This window comes from Streptomyces sp. NBC_00659, from assembly GCF_036226925.1.
Lineage (GTDB): Bacteria > Actinomycetota > Actinomycetes > Streptomycetales > Streptomycetaceae > Streptomyces.
Map to the genome: position 1 here is coordinate 7,052,809 of NZ_CP109031.1, position 22,987 is coordinate 7,075,795.

A 22,987-nucleotide genomic window follows, 5' to 3' on the forward strand; every position below is an offset into this window, starting at 1 on the left:
GATCGTGTCGCTGTTGGGCCGAACGGGTGACCATGCGTAAGAATTGCCCGGTGCAGACAACGAGTGCGAGCCAGGGCGGGGTGGATCGATGAGCGGCCACGACGTCACCGATGAACAGTGGGAAGGGCTCGCCCAGGTCGTTCCGTTGCGCGGCCGCGACGCCTGGCCGTCCGCGGTGCGGCACCGGTCGATCCCCGAGGCCGAGACCGAGACGCGGCGCCGCTTCGTGGTCCTGCGGGTGAACGTCTTCGCGGACGCCCGCGATGTCGCCGAGACGCTCATGTCCGGCGTCCCGGTGCTCCTCGACCTGACCAGCGCGGAGACCGAGGTCGCCAAGCGGGTCCTGGACTTCAGTACGGGCGTGGTCTTCGGCCTGGCCAGCGGCATGCACCGGGTCGACCGGAACGTGTTCCTGCTGACGCCCCCGGGAACCGAGGTGCGGGGTCTGATGGAGGGGGTCGGCGTTCCGGGTCTCTGACGGCCCACGGCCTCGCGGGCGTCGTCCGGTCACGGGTCCGACGGGCATGCCGGGCGGTCGGTCGAGGGGGCCCGGCTGCGCGAGCGGGGGTTTCGTCCCCCGATCGTAGGAAGGTCCCCCGGGCGTAACGGTTCGCCTCCGCGCGGCGGCCTACCGTCCGCATATGACTCTGTCCTCGCCGGAAGCCCCCACGGCGGTGGAGCCGCGCCCGGTCCGTCCCGGCGTCACCGAGCTGCGGCTCGCCGCCTTCGCCGCCCACCGCCGCGTCCGGTTCCCGCTCGGACCGCTCACCCTTGTCGCCGGCCCCAGCGGCAGCGGCAAGACGGCCGCCCTCAGGGCCTACGAGGCGCTGGCGCGGCTCGGCGCCGGTGCCGGGCTCCCCGAGGTGTTCCCGGACCCGGTCGCCTGTGTGCCCGAGCGGTCCCGGCCCGATGCCCAGCACCGCCGGGGCTTCCGTATCGGCTGCACGGTCGACGGACCCGAAGGCCCGGTCCGGCTCGACGTCGCCGTTCAGGCCGAGCCCCAACTGCGCATCGTGGGCGAGCGGTTGTCGGCGGGCGGGCGGACCCTGCTGGAGACGGCGCTGCGCGACCCGGGCCGCCCGTTCGTCCAGGCGGCCTGGCACACCGGTGGATCCGTGTCGGTGACCCGGGTCCCGCTCCCCGACGACCGTCTCGGCACCGCGCTGCTGCCTCTGCGGGTCGCGGGCCGTACCGCCGGGGAGCGCCACGTCCTGGCCGCGGCCGAGCAGGTGGTGCTCGCACTGCGGTCCGTCTACGTCTGTGATCCGGACCCGGACTCCATGCGGGCCCCCGTTCCGCTCGGCTCGGGGCGGCTGCTGCGCGGCTGCGGCAACCTCGCCGAGGTGCTGTGGCGCACAAGGTCGGAGTGCGTTCACCGCTACGCCCACCTGGTCGCGGCGGTACGCGCCGGATGCGCCGGACCGGTCACGGACGTCCTGGCCGAGGTGCTCGGCGACGGCACCGTGCGGGCGCTCCTCGACCGTGGCGACGGCGTCCGTACGCCGTTGGGGCTGCTCGGGGACGGCGAGTTGAGGTATCTCGCGCTCGCCCTCGTGCTGCTCACCGGGCCCGGAGTCCTGGAGGTCGACCCGGCGGGCGAGGTGCCGGCCGCCTTCCAGTCGCTGACGGTTCTGGCCGACGGCCTCGGCCGTGGACTGGACGCCCGGCAGGCCGGGGAACTGGTGCGGCTGGCGGCGCGGATGTGCGAACGGGGACACATCCGGCTGCTGGGCACGGTGAGCGACAGGACTCACGCGCTCGGAACGGCCGGGGTCACGGTGGTGGATCTGACGGCGTGAGGGAAGCGGGCGCGGTGGTGGGTTTGACGGCGTGCGGGAAGGGGGCGGTGATGGACCTGACGTCGTGAGGGAGGCGAGGCGCGGTGGTGGATCCGGCGGCGTGAGGGAAGCGGGTCACGGTGGTGGGTCTGCCGTCTTGAGGGAAGGGGGGACGGTGCTGGACCTGACGCTCCTCGGCGGCCCGGGGCGGAGTGGTAGACCTGACGCCGTGAGTGAACTGGACGTAGCGACGCTGCAGCGCAGACTGGCCGAGTTCGCGGCCGCGCGGAACTGGCAGCCGTACCACACCCCCAAGAACCTGGTCGCCGCCCTGAGCGTGGAGGCGTCCGAACTCCTCGAGATCTTCCAGTGGTTGACACCTGAGGAGTCGGCCGGCGTGATGCAGGACGCGGACACCGCGCACCGCGTCACCGACGAGGTCGCGGACGTCCTCGCGTATCTGCTCCAGGTCTGCGAGGTGCTGGGCATCGACCCGCTCGCGGCCCTCGACGCGAAGATCGACCGGAACGAGCGCCGGTTCCCGGTGCCGGAGAATCCCTGACCGGCCGGCCGTCACCTGCCGCGCGAAACGGAATCCGGCACTCTCTGTAGTCTTCGTATCCTTCCGATGCGATTCCGTGTCCACAGATTTCGGTCTTCCTCTGGCTTTTCGTCTCAAGGGACTTCACTCTGGGTAGTGAACAAGGGAGTTCGAGTTGACGTGCGAGAGCGCGTCGGACAGACGGGGGCAGCGCATGGAAGCGGTGCGGCTCATCGCGGCGAACAGACGTGCCCTGGCGGAGAGCGGCGAGACTCCGGAGGTCATGGCGGAGGCATGGCAGGCGCATTCCCTGGCACAGGCGATCGGCAGCCGCCTTGCCGTGTCCGGCCCCCCTGAACTCCGGGGCGAGGCCCTGGGGTTGACCGAGCTGGCGGGCCGTGGCTGCGGAGTGCTCGGCGACCACGCCCTCGGGGTCGGTGCCTTACGGGCCGCCCAGCTCACGGAGCTGGGCGACGCACGCGAGGCCCTGCTCTGTCTCGGCGCGCTCCTCGCCGAGGTCGGCATATCCCTGGTCGGCATCGCCTGCGCGGCGGACGGCGAGGGAACGTACTGGCAGTGCATGGAGGCGATCGACGCGGCGGACGAGTCCCGGGACCGCGTCCTGGAAATGCTGAGACGCCTCGCGGTCCGGGACGAGAAACGTGTGGTGGAGCGGGATTCGGCCGCGGGGTAGGCGATCGGGAAGTCTGTGCCGCCGCCCTTCGGCGCGCGGTCCGGCGCCATCCTGTTCCTCTGCCGGACCGGCCCCGGTCATGGCGGGTCACCCGACCGGAACCGCTCGCGGTACCCGGCCGGTCAGCCGAGCTGCGGTGCCACCGCGGAGGCGATCAGGTCCAGGTGGTCCAGGTCGGTGAGGTCCAGCATCTGGAGGTACATCCGCTGCGAACCGACCGCCTGATACCGGGCGATCCGTTCGACGACCTCCGCCGGGGAGCCCGCGAGCCCGTTGGCCTTCAGCTCGTCGACATCGCGGCCGATGGCGTCCGCCCGTCGCCTCACCTCGCTGTCGGTGCGGCCGACGCACACCACCAGGGCGTTGGAGTAGACGAGTTCGTCGGTCTTGCGCCCGGCCTGCCGCAGCGCCGCACGCACCCGCCCGAACTGCGCCTCCGAGTCGGACACCGAGGCAAAGGGGATATTGAACTCGTCGGCGAAGCGTGCCGCGAGCGCGGGGGTCCGCCTGGCGCCGTGGCCGCCGATCAGGACGGGCACCTTCGACTGCGCGGGCTTGGGCAGCGCGGGCGAGTCCTTGAGCTGGTAATACGTCCCGTCGAAGGTGAACCGCTCGCCGACCGGCGTGCCCCACAGCCCGGTGACGACGGCCAGTTGCTCCTCCAGTCGGCCGAACTTCTCCTTCGGGAACGGAATGCCGTACGCCGTGTGCTCGGCCTCGTACCAGCCGGCGCCCAGGCCGAGTTCGACACGGCCGCCCGACATCTGGTCGACCTGGGCGACCTGGATGGCGAGGACCCCGGGGAGGCGAAAGGTTCCGGCGGTCATCAACGTACCCAGGCGGATACGGCTCGTCTCGCGGGCGATGCCGGCCAGGGTGATCCACGCGTCGGTGGGACCGGGGAGCCCGTCGGCGGATCCCATGTGCACATAGTGATCAGAGCGGAAGAAGGCTCCGTAATGGAGGTCTTCGGCGGCCTTGGCGACGCGGAGCAGCGTCTCGTAGGTCGCGCCTTGCTGCGGTTCTGTGAAGACTCGAAGATCCATGCATTCATGATGCACCGGTCGCAACTGGCGTCCCGTGCCGAACCGCTGGCGCATCTTCCCTGTCGCCGGGCGTCTTCGCCCGCCGGGTCCGCCGGGGGCGGGGCGGCCCGGAGGCGAAGTCCGCGCCGGTCCAACCGCTGCTCCCCGGAGGCGAAGTCCGCGCCGGGCTACCGCTGCTCCCCGGAGAGCTGGGGGTACAGGGCGCTCAGCTCGCCGGAGAGGCCGGCCTTGACCTGGCGGGTGAGCGCGTCCGCGAGGACCTCGTGGGCGTTCCACTCGATCCCGTCGAGCGCCTGTCCGGCGACACTGCCCGGGGTGACCTTGGGTACGTCGAGGCTCGCGGTCAGATCCGTGTCGACGTAGCCGACGTGCAGTCCGGTGACCTTGATGCCACGCGGCTGGAGCTCCAGTCGCAGGGCGTTGCTCTGGGACCACAGGGCGGCCTTGGCGGCGCTGTAGCCGTCGGCGCCGGGCACCGTGACCCACGACAGCACCGAGTGGACGGTGAGGATGTGCCCGTCGCCGTTGCGCTCCAGGACCGGAACGAAGGCCCGGGTGGCAAGGAGCGGCCCGAAGAAGTTGATGTCGAACTCGCGCCGTATGTCCTCGACAGGGGAGTTCAGGAAGGACGTGGGGGCCGTCGAGCCCGCGTTGTTGATCAGGAGGGTGACGTCCTGGGCCCGCGCGGCGGCGGCCGCGACCGAGGCGGGGTCGGTGACCTCCAGGGCGAGCGGCACCGCGTCGGGGTGCGTGATCGTCCGCGGGTCGCGGGCCGTCGCGTAGACCTTCCTGGCGCCGCGCTCGTAGAGAGCGTCCACGAAGGCCTTGCCTATGCCGCGGCTGCCGCCCGTCACGAGTGCCACGGAGCCGTCGATGCTGGTCATGAGCTTCTCCTCTGGAGGGCCGCTTCCGGAAGCGGGGGAAACGGAGCGGCCGAAGGGTGGCGGCGGTTTCGTCCACCGCGCCGCACCTATCGTAAACCGATCGGTTTTCCTCGTTGCCCGCACTGTAAACCGATCGGTTTCCGCGAGGCAAGCCGAGAACGTAAGCTGGGCTCATGACACAGGCGACCTCGACCGCGACCGCCGGTTCACCGACCCGCGACCGACTTCTCGACGCCGCGGCCGAGCTCTTCTACCGCGAGGGCGTCGGCGTCGGTGTCGAGGCGCTGTGCCGGGTGGCCGGGGTGTCCAAGCGCTCGATGTACCAGCTCTTCGACAGCAAGGACGGCGTGCTGGCGGCGAGCCTGGAGCGCAGCGCGCCCGCGTACCTGGCCTTCCTGCTGCCCCCCGACGACGACCGGCCGCCGCGTGATCGCGTCCTGCACGTCTTCGAACGCCTGGAGGAGATGGCCGCGCGCCCGGACTACCGCGGCTGCCCCTTCGTGGCCGTGACCGCCGAGCTGAAGGCGCCGGATCACCCCGCGAGCGTGGTGGCCCGCCGCAGCAAGGACGCGCTGACCGCGTTCTTCCGGCAGGAGGCGGAGCGCGGCGGAGCCGGGGACCCCGAGCTCCTCGCGCGCCAACTGACCGTCGCCTTCGACGGATCGGGCGTCCGGGCCGTCATGCAGGGCCAGGGCCTCGGCGGACTCGCCCTCGCGACCGCCGCCGCCCTGCTCGCCGCCGCGGGCGTGAACGGCGGGGACGACCCCGAGCGCCGCGGGCCGGAAACCTCCGGCTGATCCCGGCCGGGCCGTCCGCGCGCGGCGAAAAACCCCGGGTCCACCTGGGGTGTCCGCTGTACGTTGTGGGGGCGCGCCGAGGGCAGGCGTCGCCCCTGCGGTCGGCCGCGGCGCGGCGTGGCCACGGGCCACGGGGGCCGTGGCGGAGCCGGGAGCGGCGACGGCCGAGGCGTGCTCGCCCACGCCGTGGTTCCTCGGCGTCCGGCCGGTGCGCACCGCGCACCGGCCGGACGGCCCGCCGGGTCCACGGCTCAGAAGACGTTTCGAGGCAGACACACCGTGTTCCTGACGATCAGTACCACCGGTACCCCAGAGCGGCCCGCGACCGACCTCGGCTTTCTGCTGCACAAGCATCCGGACAACGCGCAGAAGTTCTCGACCTCGTACGGGACGGCGCATGTGCTGTACCCCGAGGCGACCGCCGAGCGGTGCACGGCCGCCCTGCTCCTGGAGGTCGACCCGGTGGCGCTGGTCCGGCGGGGCAAGGGGAAGGGGCGCGGCGGCGCCCCCGACGCGGCACTCGCGCAGTACGTCAACGACCGCCCGTACGCCGCCTCCTCACTGCTCGCGGTGGCGCTCAGCGCCGTGTTCTCCAGCGCGATGAAGGGCCAGTGCAACGCCCGGCCCGAACTGCCCGCCGAGACCAGGCCCCTGCTCATCGAGGTGCCCGCGCTGCCCGCGCGCGGTGGTGCCGACCTGGTGCGAGGGCTCTTCGAGCCGCTGGGCTGGACGGTGACGGCCGAGCCGGTGCCGCTCGACGAGAGCTTCCCGGAGTGGGGCGACTCCCGCTACGTACGCCTGGAACTGACGTCGGAGGAGCTGACGCTCGCCGAGGCCCTGCGGCACCTGTACGTGCTGCTCCCGGTCCTCGACGACGCCAAGCACTACTGGGTGTCGTCCGACGAGGTCGACAAGCTGCTGCGGGCCGGCGAGGGCTGGCTGCCGGACCACCCGGAGCACAAGCTGATCACCAGCCGTTATCTCTCCCGGCGCTGGTCGCTGACCCGGGAGGCCATGGAGCGGCTCGAACTCGCCCGGCTCGCCGAGACCGACGACCTCGCGGTCGAGGAGATCGACAACGCCGTCGACGAGGAGACCGACACCGAGGAGAAGCCGGTACCTCTCGCCGTGCTGCGCCGGGACGCGATCCTCGCCGCGCTGCACGCCTGTGGCGCGAGCCGCGTCCTCGATCTCGGCTGCGGACAGGGCCAGTTGGTGCACGCCCTGCTCAAGGACGTCCGGTTCACCGAGATCGTCGGGGTCGACGTGTCCATACGCGCGCTCACCATCGCCTCGCGCCGCCTCAAGCTGGACCGCATGGGCGAGCGCCAGGCCGCGCGCGTCCAGCTCCTCCAGGGCTCGCTCGCCTACACCGACCGCCGCCTGAAGGGGTACGACGCCGCCGTGCTCAGCGAGGTCATCGAGCACCTCGACCTGCCCCGGCTTCCCGCCCTGGAGTACGCGGTGTTCGGCTCCGCCCGCCCGCGGACCGTCCTCGTGACGACCCCGAACGTCGAGTACAACGTCCGCTGGGAGACCCTGCCCGCCGGCCACTCCCGGCACGGCGACCACCGATTCGAGTGGACCCGCGAGGAGTTCCGCTCCTGGGCCCGCGCGGTGGCCGGACGGCACGGCTACGACGTGGAGTTCACCCCTGTCGGCCTCGACGACCCCGAGGTCGGCCCGCCCACCCAGATGGCCGTCTTCACCCTGGCCACGAGTACGACCGGCACGACCGGCACCCCGAACGCGAAGGAGGAGAAGGCCGCATGAGCGAGCACACCGACCAGGGGCGTGTCCTGCCCGTCACCGACCTCTCCCTCGTGGTGCTGATCGGCGCCTCGGGCTCCGGCAAGTCCACTTTCGCCCGACGGCACTTCAAGCCGACGGAGGTCATCTCCAGCGACTTCTGCCGGGGTCTGGTCGCCGACGACGAGAACGACCAGAGCGCCAGCGGCGACGCCTTCGACGTCCTGCACTACATCGCCGGCAAGCGGCTCGCGGCCGGCCGCCGGACCGTCGTCGACGCCACCAGCGTCCAGCAGGACAGCCGCCGCCAGCTCATCGAACTCGCCAAGAAGTACGACGTGCTGCCCATCGCCATCGTGCTCGACGTGCCCGAGGACGTCTGCGCCGAGCGCAACGCGGGACGCACCGACCGCGCCGGGATGCCGCGCCGCGTGATCCAGCGCCACATCCGCGAACTGCGGCGCTCGCTGCGCTCCTTGGAGCGCGAGGGATTCCGCAAGGTGCACGTCCTGCGCGGGGTGGCGGACATCGAGAACGCGTCGGTGGTGACCGAGAAGCGCTTCAACGACCTGACCCACCTCACCGGCCCCTTCGACATCGTGGGCGACATCCACGGCTGCGCCTCGGAGCTGGAGAGCCTGCTCGGCAAGCTCGGCTACGTCGACGGCGTGCACCCCGAGGGCCGTACGGCCGTCTTCGTGGGCGACCTCGTCGACCGCGGTCCGGACTCGCCCGGTGTGCTGCGCCGCGTGATGTCCATGGTCGGTTCGGGCAACGCCCTGTGCGTGCCCGGCAACCACGAGAACAAGCTCGGCCGCCATCTCAAGGGCCGCCAGGTCCAGCACACGCACGGACTCGCCGAGACCATCGAGCAGCTGGACGCGGAGAGCGAGGAATTCCGGGCCACGGTACGGGAGTTCGTCGACGGACTGGTCAGTCACTACGTCCTCGACGGCGGACGCCTCGTCGTCTGCCACGCGGGCCTGCCGGAGAAGTACCACGGCCGCACCTCGGGCCGGGTGCGCTCGCACGCGCTGTACGGCGACACGACCGGGGAGACCGACGAGTTCGGGCTGCCCGTGCGCTATCCGTGGGCGGAGGACTACCGGGGCCGCGCCGCGGTGGTGTACGGGCACACCCCGGTCCCCACGGCCACCTGGCTCAACAACACCATCTGCCTGGACACCGGTGCCGTGTTCGGCGGCAAGCTCAGCGCCCTGCGCTGGCCGGAGCGCGAGCTCGTCGACGTACCCGCCGAGCGGGTCTGGTACGAGCCGGCCAAGCCGCTGGCCACCGAGGCGCCGGGCGGTCACGAGGGCCGTCCGCTGGACCTCGCGGACGTGCACGGCCGCAGGGCCGTCGAGACCCGGCACGCCGGACGGGTGGCCGTCCGGGAGGAGAACGCGGCGGCCGCACTGGAGGTCATGAGCCGTTTCGCGGTGGACCCCCGGCTGCTCCCGTACCTCCCGCCGACCATGGCGCCGACCGCGACCTCGCACCTGGAGGGCTATCTGGAGCACCCCGCCGAGGCGTTCGCCCAGTACCGGGAGGACGGGGTCGAGCGGGTCGTGTGCGAGGAGAAGCACATGGGGTCGCGGGCGGTGGCCCTGGTCTGCCGGGACGCGGACGCGGCCCGCGAGCGGTTCGGCGTCGACGGCCCCACCGGGTCGCTGTACACCCGTACCGGACGGCCCTTCTTCGACGACGCCGCCGTCACCGAGGAGATCCTCGGCCGGGTGCGCGCCGCCGCGACCGAGGCCGGGCTGTGGGAGGAGCTGGGCACCGACTGGGTGCTGCTGGATGCCGAGTTGATGCCGTGGTCGCTGAAGGCGTCCGGGCTGCTGCGCAGTCAGTACGCCGCTGTCGGCGCCGCGTCCGGGGCGGTGTTCCCGGGAGTGCTGACCGCGCTCGAAGGGGCGGCGGCTCGGGGCGTCGACGTCACGGACCTGCTGGCGCGCCAGCGCGGACGGGCCGCGGACGCACAGGCGTTCACGGACGCGTACCGCCGCTACTGCTGGACCACGGACGGCCTCGAAGGCGTCCGCCTCGCACCGTTCCAGATCCTGGCCGTCCAGGGCCGGAGCCTCGCCGGGCTGCCGCACGACGAGCAACTCGCCCTGATCGACAGGCTCGTGGAGAACGACGGGAGCGGGCTGCTGCACACCACCCGGCGGCTCTTCGTCGACACCGGTGACCCGGAGTCGGTGCGGGCCGGTGTCGACTGGTGGCTGGAGATGACCGGCCGCGGCGGCGAGGGCATGGTCGTGAAGCCGGTCGGAGCCGTGGCGCGCACCGGTCAGGGACGCCTGGTACAGCCCGGCATCAAGTGCCGGGGCCGCGAGTACCTGCGGATCATCTACGGCCCGGAGTACACCCGCCCGGAGAACCTGGCCCGGCTGCGCGGCCGCTTCCTCAACCACAAGCGGTCCCTGGCCATCCGCGAGTACGCGCTGGGCCTCGAAGCGCTGGACCGCCTGGCCGAGGGCGAGCCCCTGTGGCGCGTCCACGAGGCGGTCTTCGGGGTCCTCTCCCTGGAATCCGAACCGGTGGACCCCCGCCTGTAGCGGGTCCACCCTCTTGACCCGGGCCGCCCGTAAGGGGCGCGGGGAACGGCGCGCCCGGCCCCCACCGGGGCCGCAGCCGAATCGTGTACCCACCGGGACCGGTAATCGCCGGCCCGGTGGGAGCCCCGTAAGGGGCGCGGGGAACTGCGCGGCCCGCCCCCACCGGGCCAGCAGCCGAACCCGCCCCACCGGGGCCGCAGTCGAATCGTGTACCCACCGGGACCGGTAATCGCCGGCCCGGTGGGAGCCCCGTAAGGGGCGCGGGGAACTGCGCGGCCCGCCCCCACCGGGCCAGCAGCCGAACCCGCCCCACCGGGGCACACACAACACACCCCGCCCGGGGGAGGGGAGCCCGGTCCGGGGCGGCGGGGCCCGGCGGGGCTCGGCGCAGCCGGTCGGCGAGGGAGCGGAGCGACCCTCAGCCGACCAGGCGGAGCCGAACCCCGGCCACCCCCACCTGCACGGTCTGGCCCCAGACCAGCTCCACCGCATCCCCCTCCATCCCGTCCCCGAACACGATGAGCCGGTCCGACTCCACCGTGAGGGACAGCCGCCCGGCCCCGGTGAGCTCGCCGCCCACGAGCGAGGTGCCCGTGGCCGGCGACGGCCAGGCCTCGCGGACGAACCAGAGCAGGCGCTCGTCCGTCGGCCCCGGCAGAGGAAGCCGCTCGCCCCGCTCCTGCCACACCGACCGGAGCCAGCCGGTGGCCCCGGTCCCGGTCCCCACCAGTACCCCGGAGGACGCCTGGGGCTCGACGGCACCCCCGTACTCGTCGAGCCCCAGCCGATAGCGGGCCGTCTGATGGCCCGCGGCTCCCAGATAGATCTCGTTGAGCGCGACCAGCCGCTGCGTGTCGTCCGCGACCGCCTCGACCATGGTCAGCTCGTCGGCGCTGCCCCCCTGTGCCGAGGCGAGCAGCGCGCCCGCGTCCCCCGGCCGGTGCCGCACCAGCACGCCCGGATTGCGCCCGGGGTCGGCGTCGATGCCCACCACCGGCTGCCCCTCCAGGTACTTGGCGACGTTCGCGACCAGCCCGTCCTGGCCGACCACGACCACCACGTCCTCCGGCGCGAACAGGAACCGGTCCAGGTCGGAACGCTCCACGCGTGCCTGACGCCAGGTCAGCGGAACGGCCGCCACGACCGCGGACAGTGCCTCGCGGGCCCGCCGGTGCCGTTCGGCGACCTCCGCGATGTCCCGGCCGCGCGAGGACAGGAAGAACGCCGCCTGCCCGTGCGTGCCGTGACGGGCCGTCAGCTCCTCGTACTCGGTGGTCCGGTGGACGAGGACGACCCGGGGCGCGAGACTCACGCCTGGTCCCCGGCGGCCCCGTTGCCCAGCTTGGCGAGCAGCCCGGTGAGGACGTCGGGCGAGACGGTGAGGTTCTCGATGCGGGGCAGGTTCTCCGCGAGCCGGGTCCCGGTCAGGGCGTGCAGCGTGGCGACATCCGCGTCGCCGTGGACCCGCAGCCAGGCCGCCTGGGCCTCGGCCCGCGCCGCGCCGACCTCGCGCGCCGCCTGCGCCTCCGCCCCCGCGAGCCGCACCTTGCGCGTGGCCTCCGCCTCGGCGAGCCGCAGCGACCGGGTGGCCTCCGCCTCGGCCAGCCGGACCGTGCGGGCCGCCTCCGCTCCGGCGCGCACCGCGTCCGCCGCCGCGTGTTCCTCCGCCTCACGGCGGGCGTTCGTGCCCTGCTGGTCGACCAACTGCTCCTCGCGTCGCGCGAGTTCGATCCGGCTGGCGAGTTCGTTCTCGGCGATGGCCCGCTCCCGCTCGACCGCGACGGCCCGGCGCTCGTACGTGGCCTTGTCCGCGTCCTGCTGGATCTGCTCGCGGGCGGGGGTGCGCAGCGCCCGTTCCACCTCGGGCTCCGGGCGCAGCGCGACGACCCGCACCGCGACCACCTCGATGCCGGTGGCAGGCAGCCGGGGCTCGGCGGCGAGGCCGTCCGCGATCCGCTCCCGCACCGCCGCGACGCCGTCGACCAGGGCGGACGCCAGCGACGTACGGGCGAGCACGTCGAGTGCGTGCTGCTGGGCCGTCTCGGTCAGCAGCGAGCCCAGCTGCTCCAGCGGGGTGCCGCGCCATGCGCCGGAGTCGGGGTCTATGGAGAAGTCGATACGAGAGGCGGCGACCGCGGGGTCACTGATCCGGTAGGTGACGGTCGCCTGCACCGCGACATCCTGGAAGTCGGACGTACGGGCATGGAAGGTCATCGCCAACTCGCGGTCGTCGACGGGGACTTCGGAGAGCGCCGCGGTCAGTGAGCGGTACCAGAAGCTGAGTCCGGGACCGTCGTGGACCAGCTGTCCCGACCGGTGGTGCCGGACATGGGCGGTGGGTGCCCCGCGCAGATGGCGCCAGCCCAGGCGTCGCGTGATGTCGGCCATGTGTACCCCCTCGACGCCGGGCTGTCCCGGCGGCTCCACGTCGTTCATTGTCGTCACCGAGACGATAACGAACGGGCAGGCTTATCGTCAAGGGGACGAAATGAATGCGGTGCGGCTCGGGCGATCCACGGGTGAACACGCGTCCGGATGGTCAGGATGGAGGCATGGGATTCCATGTCGACTCCGAGGCCGGGCGGCTGCGCCGCGTCATCCTGCACCGGCCCGATCTCGAGCTCAAAAGGCTCACCCCCAGCAACAAGGACGCGCTCCTCTTCGACGACGTGCTGTGGGTGCGCCGGGCGCGCGCGGAACACGACGGGTTCGCCGACGTGCTGCGCGACCGTGGGGTCACCGTCCACCTCTTCGGCGACCTGCTCACCGAGACCGTGGCCATCGGGGAGGCCAGGTCGCTCGTCCTGGACCGGGTCTTCGACGAGAAGGAGTACGGTCCGCTCGCCACCGACCATCTCCGGGCCGCCTTCGAGGCCATGCCCGCCCCGGAACTGGCGTCCGTGCTCGTCGGCGGCATGACCAAGCGCGAGTTCCTGGACGCGCACGCGGAACCCACCTCCGTGCGCTTCCATGTCATGGACCTCGACGACTTCCTCCTGCGGCCGCTGCCCAACCACCTCTTCACCCGTGACACCTCCGCCTGGATCTACGACGGGGTCTCCATCAACGCCATGCGCTGGCCGGCCCGGCAGCGCGAGACCGTGCACTTCGAGGCGATCTACCGGCATCACCCGCTCTTCCGCGGCGAGGACTTCAACCTCTGGTCGGAGGGGCAGGCGGACTACCCGTCCACCATCGAGGGCGGCGACGTCCTCGTCATCGGCAGCGGCGCGGTGCTCATCGGCATGAGCGAGCGGACGACGCCCCAGGCCGTCGAGATGCTCGCCCACAAGCTGTTCGCGGCCGGCTCGGCCCGCACCATCGTGGCGCTCGACATGCCCAAGCGGCGCGCGCTCATGCACCTCGACACGGTGATGACGATGGTCGACGGCGACATCTTCACGCAGTACGCCGGGCTCGGCATGCTCCGCTCGTACACCATCGAGCCGGGCGTGGGAGACAGGGAACTGAAGGTCACCGACCACCCCCCGGAGCACATGCACCGTGCCATCGCGGCGGCGCTCGGCCTCAACGAGATCCGGGTCCTGACCGCCACGCAGGACGTGCACGCGGCCGAACGGGAGCAGTGGGACGACGGCTGCAACGTCCTCGCCGTCGAGCCGGGCGTCGTGATCGCCTACGAGCGCAACTCCACCACCAACACCCATCTGCGCAAGCAGGGCATCGAGGTGATCGAGATCCCGGGCAGTGAGCTGGGCAGGGGGAGGGGCGGCCCCCGCTGCATGAGCTGTCCCGTCGTGCGGGACCCCGTGTAGGAGCCCGCGCGGGGCCGTTGGGCGGGGTCGTCGCGCGGAGTCGGCACGGAGTCGAACGATCGACCGTATATAAATGCTGAGGGTCGTATAGAATTTCAGGCGTCCGGTCCCGTCCTCGTCCCCGTCATCCCTGGAGCGCCCCCATGGCGACAGTCCCGACCGCCCTCGCCGGCCGTCACTTCCTCAAGGAGCTGGACTTCACGGAGGAGGAGTTCCTCGGCCTGGTCGAGCTGGCCGCCGGGCTCAAGGCGGCCAAGAGGGCCGGGGTGGAGACCCGGTATCTCCGGGGCAGGAACATCGCGCTGATCTTCGAGAAGACCTCGACGCGTACCCGCTGCGCCTTCGAGGTCGCGGCCGCGGACCAGGGTGCCTCGACGACGTATCTGGACCCGAACGGCTCGCAGATCGGTCACAAGGAGTCCGTGAAGGACACCGCCCGTGTGCTCGGCCGCATGTTCGACGCGATCGAGTACCGCGGCGACAGCCAGTCCGCGTTGGAGGAGCTGGCCGCCCACGCCGGAGTGCCGGTCTACAACGGCCTCACCGACGCATGGCACCCCACCCAGATGCTGGCCGACGTCCTCACCATGACCGAGCACTGCGCCAAGCCGGTCGATGAGATCACCTTCGCCTACATGGGTGACGCCCGTTTCAACATGGGCAACTCGTACGTGATCACCGGCGCGCTGCTCGGCATGGATGTGCGGATAGTGGCTCCCCAGGCCTACTGGCCGGCCGACGAGATCGTCGAGAAGGCCCGCGAACTCGCCGCGAAGAGCGGCGGCAGCGTCACCCTCACCGAGCAGGTGGGCGAAGGCGTGCGGGGTGCCGACTTCGTGGCCACCGACGTCTGGGTCTCCATGGGGGAGCCCAAGGAGGTGTGGGCCGAGCGCATCGGCGCCCTGGTCCCGTACGCCGTGACCATGGACGTACTGCGCGCCACCGGGAACCCGGACGTCAGGTTCCTGCACTGCCTGCCGGCCTTCCACGACCTCGGCACCCGGGTCGGCCGCGAGCTGTACGAGGTGTACGGACTCGACTCGCTGGAGGTCACCGACGAGGTCTTCGAGTCGGCGCATTCCGTCGTCTTCGACCAGGCCGAGAACCGGCTGCACACCATCAAGGCGATCATGGTCGCCACGCTGGCCTGATCATCCCGTGGGCGCCCAGGCCCGTAGACGTAGATCCCTGGGCCCGTAGCCCGCAGGCCCGTACATCCGTACGTGTCTGCGGGTGACGCGCGTGTCCCGTGTGGGCCGCTACAGCGCCGGCTGCCGCTGGGCGGGAATCACGGGCAGCCTGAACCAGACCGCCTTGCCCGAGTCGGTGGGGCGGTGCCCGCAGGCCGAGCTGAGGGCGCGGAGCAGCAGCAGGCCGCGCCCGTGCTCCTGCCAGGGGTCCGGCTCGCCGGGCGGGTGCGGCAGCGTCAGATCGAGGGGCGGCTCCGGGTCCGGGTCGTGCACTTCGACCCGGCAGCCGGTCGGCATCAGTTCCACGACCAGCTCTATCGGTCCGTCGCCCGCGGTGTGCTCGACCGCGTTGGCGACCAGCTCCGCGGTGAGCAGCTCGGCGGTGTCGCTGTCGGCCGCGTGTTCCCGTTCCGCGAGTGCCGTGCGGACCAGGGCGCGGGCGACCGGCACGGCCGCGACGGTGTGCGGCAGCGCGATGCGCCAGGAGGCGGGTACTGGGGTGTCGTGCAAGGCGGGTCCGTTCGTGGAGCAGGCTGTCCTGCTTACAACCTAAGGAATGGTACGGCGCCATCGGGTGAACGCGCTCGGCGGACTGTTCAGGGACATCGGCCGATGCGTTCCGGAGGGGACAAGGCCTCCTTTCGGGACGTTCGGTCCGATACGGACTGTGTACCCGGACAAACGGCCCTCCTCCCGCCTCCGGCCCCGTCGTTACACGGCTATCGACAATCCGTGACGCGGTGACGGACCACGGTCCCCTCGCGCCCCCGTTCACGACCTGCGACCGTTTCGTCACGGACCGCGCCCCGTCCTTCGCGTCTCGTGGTCCATCCGCTCTATCGCGCACTCATGACGACAGTCACGAATGAGTGATAACTTGGTGGGACAGCCGTATCGCGTCGCCCCCGCCCTAGGAGGCCGCCCGCCATGAGTCCCTTCACCGGCTCCGCCGGCCGCACCGCCGACTGGCAGCATCTGAGGTACGAGCTCACCGACGGCGTCGCCACGGTCACCCTGGCCCGCCCCGAGAAACTCAACGCGCTCACCTTCGGTGCCTACGCAGACCTGCGCGACCTGCTCGCCGAGCTGTCCCGCGAGCGGTCCGTGCGCGCACTGGTGCTCGCCGGCGAGGGCCGCGGATTCTGCTCCGGCGGCGACGTCGACGAGATCATCGGCGCGACCCTCTCCATGGACACCGCCCAGCTCCTCGACTTCAACCGGATGACCGGGCAGGTCGTCAGGGCCGTACGGGAATGCCCGTTCCCGGTGATCGCCGCGGTGCACGGCGTGGCGGCGGGCGCCGGAGCCGTGCTGGCGCTGGCCGCGGATTTCCGGGTGGCCGACCCGAGCGCCCGCTTCGCCTTCCTCTTCACCCGGGTCGGTCTGTCCGGCGGCGACATGGGCGCGGCCTATCTGCTGCCCCGTGTGGTCGGGCTCGGACACGCGACCCGGCTGCTGATGCTCGGCGAACCGGTGCGCGCGCCCGAGGCCGAACGCATCGGGCTGATCAGCGAACTCACCGACGAGGGGCACGCCGACGAGGGTGCCCAGGCACTGGCCCGCCGTCTCGCCGACGGTCCGGCCCTGGCGTACGCCCAGACGAAGGCGCTGCTCACCGCCGAGCTGGACATGCCGCTCGCGGCCGCCGTCGAACTGGACGCCGCGACCCAGGCCCTGCTGATGAACGGCGAGGACTACACCGAGTTCCACGCCGCCTTCACCGAGAAGCGGGCCCCGAAGTGGCAGGGGAGGTGAGCCCGGGATGCGCGTGAAGGCCGGCGTGAGGCGGGTCGCGGTGATCGGCGGTGGCCCTGGCGGACTCTACGCCGCGGCCCTCCTCAAACGCCTGGACCCGGCCCGCGAGATCACCGTCTGGGAACGCAACGCGCCCGACGACACCTTCGGCTTCGGCGTCGTCCTGTCCGACGAGACCCTCGGCGGCATCGAGCACGCCGACCCGGTCGTGTACGCGGCGCTCCAGGCCGAGTTCGTCCGCTGGGACGACATCGACATCGTGCACCGCGGAGTGCGGCACACCTCCGGCGGTCACGGCTTCGCGGCGCTCGGACGGCGCCGGCTCCTGGAGATCCTGCACGAACGCTGCCGCTCGCTCGGCGTCGACCTGCGCTTCTCGGCCGAAGCCCCGCCCGTGGACGAACTCATGGCGGCCTACGACCTCGTCGTCGCCGCCGACGGTGTGCACAGCCTCACGCGCGCGGCCCACGCGGAGTGGTTCCGCCCGTCCGTCGAGGAACACCGCTGCCGCTACGTCTGGCTCGCCGCCGACTTCGCCTTCGACGCCTTCCGCTTCGAGATCGCCGAGACCGAACACGGCGTGATGCAGCTCCACGGCTACCCGTACTCGGCCGGCGCCTCCACCGTCATCGTCGAGATGCGCGAAGAGGTGTGGCGTGCCTCGGGGTTCGCGGACCTCGACGAGCAGGAGTCCATCGAGCGGTGCGGCAAGATCTTCGCGGACGCGCTCGGCGGACGCCCGCTGCGTGCCAACAAATCGACGTGGACGACCTTCCGCACGATCGTCAACGACCGCTGGTCGCACGGCAATCTGGTCCTGCTCGGCGACGCGGCGCACACCGCGCACTTCTCCATCGGCTCCGGTACGAAGCTCGCCGTCGAGGACGCGCTCGCGCTGACCGCCTGTCTGGAGGAACAGCCCTCGCCGGCAGAGGCGTTGGCGGCCTACGAGGAGGAGCGGCGACCGGTCGTCGCCTCCACCCAACGGGCCGCCCGCGCCAGCCTCGACTGGTTCGAGAACCTCGGCCGCTATCTCGGCCAGCCCACCCGGCAGTTCGCGTTCAACCTCCTCACCCGCAGCCGCCGCGTCACGCACGACAACCTGCGGCTGCGTGATCCGCGCTTCGTGGCCGCGGTCGAGCGTGAGTTCCGCTGTCCGCCCGGCACCCCGCCGATGTTCACCCCGTTCCGGCTGCGCGGTCTGACCCTGCGCAACCGGGTCGTCGTCTCACCGATGGACATGTACTCGGCCGTGGACGGCGTCCCCGGCGACTTCCATCTCGTCCACCTCGGCGCGCGGGCCCTGGGCGGCGCGGGACTGGTCATGACGGAGATGGTGTGCGTCAGCGCGGAGGGCCGCATCACGCCCGGCTGCGCGGGCATCTACACCGCCCGGCAGGCCGACTCATGGCGGCGGATCGTGGATTTCACGCACCGTCAGGCACCGGGCACGGCGATCGGCCTCCAGCTCGGCCACGCGGGCCGCAAGGGCTCCACGCGGCTGATGTGGGAGGGCATCGACGAACCCCTGCCGGACGGCAACTGGCCCCTCGTGGCCGCCTCCCCGCTCCCGTACAGGCCGGACAGCCAGACCCCGCGCCAGCTGTCGCGCGCCCAGCTCACCGATCTGCGCGAGCAGTTCACCGAGGCCGCCTGCCGCGCGGCGCGCTGCGGCTTCGACCTCCTCGAACTGCACTGCGCCCACGGCTACCTGCTCTCCGGCTTTCTCTCCCCGCTGACCAACCTACGGACCGACGCGTACGGCGGATCGCTGGAGAAGCGGCTGCGCTTCCCGCTCGAAGTGTTCGACGCGGTGCGGGCGGTGTGGCCCGCGGAACGGCCGATGACCGTACGCATCTCCGCCACGGACTGGGCCGAGGGCGGCACCACCGGGGACGACGCGGTGGCGATCGCGCGGGCCTTCGCCGCGCACGGCGCCGACGCGGTGGACGTGTCGACCGGCCAGGTGGTGACGGACGAGCGCCCCGAGTACGGCCGCTCCTACCAGACGCCGTACGCGGACCGGATCCGTCACGAGACGGGGATCCCGGTCATCGCCGTCGGCGCGATCTCGTCCTGGGACGACGTCAACTCCCTGATCCTGGCCGGGCGTACCGACCTGTGCGCGCTCGCCAGGCCACACCTGTACGACCCGAACTGGACGCTGCACGCGGCGGCCGAGCAAGGCTACGAAGGGCCGGGCGCCGACTGGCCGACGCCCTACCGTGCGGGCAGCCGCCGCCCCCAGACCGGCCGTACCGACGCCCCCAAACCCCGGCTCACCCTGGGTACGTGAGAGTGTCGGGGTGCCCCGGCCACGGAGGCACCCCGGCGAACTCCGCGCCCGCGTCCCGCAGTCGCTCGTGGAGTGCCCGGAAGACGGTGGCCGAGCGGGCGCCGGGCCAGTCCTCGGGGAGCAGGGCCGCGGGCAACCCCGGGTCGGTGTAGGGGAGATGGCGCCAGGAGTCGAGCGCGAGCAGGTAGTCGCGGTACGCCTCCTCGGGCGGGGTGTCCGTCCGCTCCTCCCAGGTGTGCAGCACCCGCGCGTGCCGGCCGAGGAACGCCTCGTGCTCCTTGGCGATCGCGGTCAGGTCCCACCAGCGCGCCACTGCGTCGGCCGTCGCGGCGAACCCCAGATGCTCGCCCCGGAACAGCTCCACGTACCCGTCGAGCCGCAGCCGTTCCAGGGTGTGCCGGGTCTCCTCGTACAGCCGCGCCGGGGCGATCCAGACACCGGGGGCGGCCGTGCCGAAGCCGAGACCGGCCAGCCGCGAGCGCAGGACGTGCCGTTTCTGCCGCTCCGACTCGGGCACGGAGAACACGGCGAGCACCCAGCCGCCGTCCTCGGGAGGTGTCGTCGCGTACACCCTGCGGTCACCGTCGTCGAGCAACTGCCGTGCGTCCGGCGACAACGCGTACCCGGCCGCGCCCGCCGCGGTGCGCGCCGGCTCCAGCAGCCCGCGGCGCTTGAGCCGGGAGACCGACGAGCGCACCGAGGGCGCGTCCACGCCGACCGCGGCGAGGAGCCGGATCAACTCGGCCACCGGCACCGGGCCGGGCGTGAAACGGCCGTAGGCGCCGTAGAAAGTGACGATGAGGGACCGGGGGGCGTGGTGCTCTGACACGTTGATCACTCTAGTGCGCGAAGATCACTTGGGATCGCCGTCCGCGGACAAGTCGTCCCCGGCAGCGGACGCCGACGCCCCGGGCACGGAGGCCGGCTCCCCGGGCAGGGAGTCCGAGGGGATGCCGGTGGCGCCGTCGGAACGGCCTTCCTCCCGCAGCCTGAACCGCTGGAGCTTGCCCGTGGCGGTCCGTGGCAGGGCGTCCAGGAAGACGATCTCGCGGGGGCATTTGTACGGAGCCAGCTCGGACTTGAGGAAGGTGCGCAGCGTTTCGGCGTCCCGGAGGGCGCCCTCCTTGAGTACGGCGTAGGCCACCACGATCTGCCCGCGCGCCTCGTCGGACTGACCGACGACGGCCGTCTCCAGGACGTCCGGGTGCCGCAGCAGCGCGTCCTCGACCTCGGGGCCCGCGATGTTGTACCCCGCCGAGATGATCATGTCGTCGGCGCGGGCCACATAGCGGAAGTAGCCGTCGGGGTCGCGGACATAGGTGTCACCGGTGATGTTCCAGCCGCCGCGTACGTACTCCCGCTGCCGGGGGTCCGCGAGATACCGGCAGCCGACCGGGCCGCGTACGGCGAGCAGACCGGGCTCGCCGTCCGGCACGGGCGTCCCACCGGCGTTTACCACGCGCGCGTGCCAGCCCGGCACGGGTACGCCCGTCGTGCCGGGGCGGATGTCGCCGTCGGCGGCGGAGATGAAGATGTGCAGCAGCTCGGTGGCGCCGATGCCGTTGATGATGCCGAGCCCGGTGCGCTCCTGCCAGCCCCGCCAGGTCGCGGCGGGAAGGTTCTCGCCGGCGGACACACAGCGCCGCAGCGACCCGATGTCGTGCCCGTCCGCTTCCGCCTCCGACGGTTCCGCCAGCTCCGCCAGCATCGCCCGGTAGGCGGTCGGCGCGGTGAACAGCACGGAGACCCGGTGCTCGGCGATCGCGGGCAACAGCTGTCGGGGGCCCGCCTGTTCGAGCAGCAGGGAGCAGGCGCCGGCGCGCAGCGGGAAGACCACGAGACCGCCGAGCCCGAACGTGAAGCCCAGGGGAGGACTGCCCGCGAAGACATCGTCCTCGCGCGGCCGCAGCACATGCTTCGAGAACGTGTCCGCGATCGCCAGCACATCACGGTGGAAGTGCATACAGCCCTTGGGCCGGCCGGTGGTGCCCGAGGTGAACGCGATCAGCGCCACGTCGTCGGCGGCCGTGTCCACCGCGTCGAAGGGCTCGCCCGGGGCGCCGGTGATCCGCAGCAGCAGATCGCCGGGCGCGTCACCGCCGTACGTGGTGACCCGCAGTCCGGGAACCTCCGCCTTGACCAGGTCGTCGACCGAGCGGACGTCGCACAGGGCATGGGTCACCCGGGCGATCGAGCACATCGTGCTCAGTTCGTGCGGCCGCTGCTGCGCGAGCACCGTGACGGCGACCGCGCCCGCCTTCAGCACCGCCAGCCAGCACGCCGCCAGCCACGGTGTGGTCGGGCCGCGCAGCAGCACCCGGTTGCCCGGCACCACACCCAGCTCGCCGGTCAGCACATGGGCGATCCGGTCGACACGGGCGCGGAGCTGTCCGTAGGTCCACGGTGCGCCGGACGGCGTACGGAACACCGGGCGTCCGGGATCGGTGTCCGCGAGGAGCTCGACGGCGCAGTTGAGCCGGTCGGGATAGCGCAGCTCGGGCAGGTCGAAGCGGAGTTCCGGCCACTGCCCGGGGGGCGGGAGGTGGTCGCGCGCGAAGGTGTCGACGTGGGCCGAACGTGCCGGCCCCGGAGTGTCTGCGGGATCCAGGGGATCCACAAGGTCCATGGCGTCTCGCCCCCTTGCCTTGACGGGCTGCCTCGGTGGGCGTCGTGGTGGGCTCGCACAAGGAGCGTATCGTGTTGGTGACGACAGTCAACGGTTCGCGATAACGTGGGTGGCGTCCGATGGGGAGAGGGGACGGGCAATGACCGCATTCTCGCTCGATCCGGGGCAGACCGCCTGGTGTGCCGAGCTGCGCGCGCTGGCCGCGGAGCAACTGCGCCCCCTGGCCGACAAGGGGGAACCGGGCCACGTCAACCGGCCGCTCGTCGCCGAACTGGGCCGGCTCGGCCTGCTCTCCCGCCTGTTCACCTCAGGCGCCCTCGACCTCTGCCTCATGCGCGAGTCCCTGGCCCAGCTCTGCACCGAGGCCGAGACCGCACTGGCCCTCCAAGGACTCGGCGCCCATCCCGTCCACGCGTACGGCACCGCGGCCCAGCGCGGACACTGGCTGCCCCGGGTCACCGACGGCTCCGCCGTGGCGGCCTTCGCCCTGAGCGAGCCCGGCGCGGGTTCGGACGCGGCCGCGCTGGCACTCCGGGCGGACGAGGACGGCACCGGCGGCTGGCGGCTCACCGGCGAGAAATGCTGGATCTCCAACGCCCCCGAGGCCGACCTCTACACCGTCTTCGCGCGGACCGCGCCCGACGCCGGAGCCCGCGGTGTCACCGCCTTCCTCGTCCCCGCCGACCGCCCCGGCCTCAGCGGCACCCCGCTCGACATGCTCTCGCCGCACCCCATCGGCGCCCTCGCCTTCGACGCCGTACCCGTCACGGCCGACGACGTCCTCGGCGAGCCCGGCCACGGGTTCCGCGTCGCCATGAACACCCTCAACCTCTTCCGGCCGAGCGTGGGCGCCTTCGCCGTCGGCATGGCGCAGGCCGCGCTGGACGCGGCCCTCGCGCACACGGCGCGGCGCGAGGCGTTCGGCGGCCCGCTGAAGGACCTCCAGACCGTGGCCCACCAGGTCGCCGAGATGGCGCTGCGCACCGAGGCCGCCCGCCTGATGGTGTACGCGGCCGCGGCGGCGTACGACGAGGGGGCCACGGACGTGCCCCGGCGGGCGGCGATGGCGAAACTGCTCGCGACCGAGACGGCCCAGTACGTCGTCGACGCGGCCGTCCAGCTGCACGGCGCCCGTGCCCTGCGCCGAGGGCATCTCCTCGAACACCTCTACCGCGAGGTGCGCGCGCCGCGCATCTACGAGGGCGCCAGCGAGGTCCAACGGGCCATCATCGCCAAGGAGCTGTACCGAACGGCCGAGCGTGCCGAAGGAAAGGTGTCCAGGTGAACGGGC

At 72.2% G+C, this 22,987-nt stretch carries 19 protein-coding genes; 12 read left to right on the plus strand and 7 right to left on the minus strand.

Annotated features, from left to right (window positions below):
* Positions 1–88: 88 nt before the first annotated feature.
* From OG410_RS30850 to OG410_RS30865, 4 genes are all read left to right on the plus strand, one after another.
* On the plus strand, positions 89–478 hold the full coding sequence (locus OG410_RS30850; RefSeq protein WP_329302075.1) for a cell division protein SepF: 390 nt from the start codon (positions 89–91) through the stop codon (positions 476–478).
* Between the two features lie 163 nt (positions 479–641).
* Positions 642–1,799 carry an AAA family ATPase gene (locus tag OG410_RS30855; protein WP_329302076.1) on the plus strand — a complete coding sequence of 386 codons (1,158 nt, stop codon included), beginning with the start codon at positions 642–644 and terminating at the stop codon, positions 1,797–1,799.
* Between the two features lie 208 nt (positions 1,800–2,007).
* On the plus strand, positions 2,008–2,340 hold the full coding sequence (locus OG410_RS30860) for a nucleotide pyrophosphohydrolase (protein ID WP_329302077.1): 333 nt from the start codon (positions 2,008–2,010) through the stop codon (positions 2,338–2,340).
* A 193-nt stretch (positions 2,341–2,533) separates the two neighbouring features.
* A complete protein-coding gene (locus OG410_RS30865; protein WP_329302078.1) occupies positions 2,534–3,013 on the plus strand; it encodes a DUF6099 family protein in 480 nt (159 codons plus the stop codon).
* Between the two features lie 122 nt (positions 3,014–3,135).
* Here the strand turns inward: OG410_RS30865 and OG410_RS30870 are convergent, their stop codons facing one another.
* Positions 3,136–4,059: an LLM class F420-dependent oxidoreductase gene (locus OG410_RS30870; protein WP_329302079.1), complete on the minus strand. Its 924-nt coding sequence runs from the start codon at positions 4,057–4,059 to the stop codon at positions 3,136–3,138.
* 167 nt (positions 4,060–4,226) lie between these two features.
* Positions 4,227–4,943: an SDR family oxidoreductase gene (locus OG410_RS30875; protein ID WP_329302080.1), complete on the minus strand. Its 717-nt coding sequence runs from the start codon at positions 4,941–4,943 to the stop codon at positions 4,227–4,229.
* A gap of 173 nt (positions 4,944–5,116) precedes the next feature.
* Between OG410_RS30875 and OG410_RS30880 the strand changes: the two genes are divergently transcribed.
* From OG410_RS30880 to OG410_RS30890, 3 genes are all read left to right on the plus strand, one after another.
* On the plus strand, positions 5,117–5,740 hold the full coding sequence (locus OG410_RS30880) for a TetR/AcrR family transcriptional regulator (protein WP_329302081.1): 624 nt from the start codon (positions 5,117–5,119) through the stop codon (positions 5,738–5,740).
* 279 nt (positions 5,741–6,019) lie between these two features.
* Complete coding sequence (locus OG410_RS30885; RefSeq protein WP_329302082.1) at positions 6,020–7,513, plus strand: 3' terminal RNA ribose 2'-O-methyltransferase Hen1; 1,494 nt, start codon at positions 6,020–6,022, stop codon at positions 7,511–7,513.
* Positions 7,510–10,053: a polynucleotide kinase-phosphatase gene (locus OG410_RS30890; RefSeq protein WP_329302083.1), complete on the plus strand. Its 2,544-nt coding sequence runs from the start codon at positions 7,510–7,512 to the stop codon at positions 10,051–10,053. The genes OG410_RS30885 and OG410_RS30890 overlap by 4 nt, the downstream gene beginning before the upstream one ends.
* Before the next feature lie 418 nt (positions 10,054–10,471).
* Here the strand turns inward: OG410_RS30890 and OG410_RS30895 are convergent, their stop codons facing one another.
* A complete protein-coding gene (locus OG410_RS30895) occupies positions 10,472–11,365 on the minus strand; it encodes a hypothetical protein (RefSeq protein WP_329302084.1) in 894 nt (297 codons plus the stop codon).
* Positions 11,362–12,441 carry an SPFH domain-containing protein gene (locus OG410_RS30900; RefSeq protein WP_329302085.1) on the minus strand — a complete coding sequence of 360 codons (1,080 nt, stop codon included), beginning with the start codon at positions 12,439–12,441 and terminating at the stop codon, positions 11,362–11,364. The genes OG410_RS30895 and OG410_RS30900 overlap by 4 nt, the downstream gene beginning before the upstream one ends.
* A gap of 164 nt (positions 12,442–12,605) precedes the next feature.
* Between OG410_RS30900 and OG410_RS30905 the strand changes: the two genes are divergently transcribed.
* Together OG410_RS30905 and argF are read left to right on the plus strand one after the other, a co-directional pair.
* Positions 12,606–13,829, plus strand: a complete 1,224-nt coding sequence (locus tag OG410_RS30905) for an arginine deiminase (RefSeq protein ID WP_329302086.1) — start codon at positions 12,606–12,608, stop codon at positions 13,827–13,829.
* Positions 13,830–13,972: 143 nt separating this feature from the next.
* Entirely contained in the window at positions 13,973–14,980 is a 1,008-nt protein-coding gene (argF, locus tag OG410_RS30910; RefSeq protein ID WP_329302087.1) for an ornithine carbamoyltransferase, read from the plus strand.
* Positions 14,981–15,088: 108 nt separating this feature from the next.
* Here the strand turns inward: argF and OG410_RS30915 are convergent, their stop codons facing one another.
* Entirely contained in the window at positions 15,089–15,529 is a 441-nt protein-coding gene (locus tag OG410_RS30915; protein ID WP_329302088.1) for an ATP-binding protein, read from the minus strand.
* Positions 15,530–15,946: 417 nt separating this feature from the next.
* Here OG410_RS30915 and OG410_RS30920 point away from each other — a divergent pair, with 417 nt between their 5' ends.
* Positions 15,947–16,774 carry an enoyl-CoA hydratase family protein gene (locus OG410_RS30920; protein ID WP_326785004.1) on the plus strand — a complete coding sequence of 276 codons (828 nt, stop codon included), beginning with the start codon at positions 15,947–15,949 and terminating at the stop codon, positions 16,772–16,774.
* 7 nt (positions 16,775–16,781) lie between these two features.
* Positions 16,782–19,070 (plus strand): bifunctional salicylyl-CoA 5-hydroxylase/oxidoreductase, encoded by a 2,289-nt coding sequence (locus tag OG410_RS30925; RefSeq protein WP_329302089.1) that lies wholly within the window; start codon positions 16,782–16,784, stop codon positions 19,068–19,070.
* Here the strand turns inward: OG410_RS30925 and OG410_RS30930 are convergent.
* A complete protein-coding gene (locus tag OG410_RS30930) occupies positions 19,054–19,908 on the minus strand; it encodes a PaaX family transcriptional regulator (RefSeq protein WP_329302090.1) in 855 nt (284 codons plus the stop codon). The genes OG410_RS30925 and OG410_RS30930 overlap by 17 nt on opposite strands.
* Positions 19,909–19,923: 15 nt before the next feature.
* Positions 19,924–21,696 carry an AMP-binding protein gene (locus tag OG410_RS30935; protein WP_329302091.1) on the minus strand — a complete coding sequence of 591 codons (1,773 nt, stop codon included), beginning with the start codon at positions 21,694–21,696 and terminating at the stop codon, positions 19,924–19,926.
* Positions 21,697–21,835: 139 nt separating this feature from the next.
* Between OG410_RS30935 and OG410_RS30940 the strand changes: the two genes are divergently transcribed.
* The gene (locus OG410_RS30940) at positions 21,836–22,981 is read left to right on the plus strand and encodes an acyl-CoA dehydrogenase family protein (protein WP_329302092.1); all 1,146 of its coding nucleotides are present in this window, start codon (positions 21,836–21,838) and stop codon (positions 22,979–22,981) included.
* The last annotated feature ends 6 nt before the right edge of the window (positions 22,982–22,987 follow it).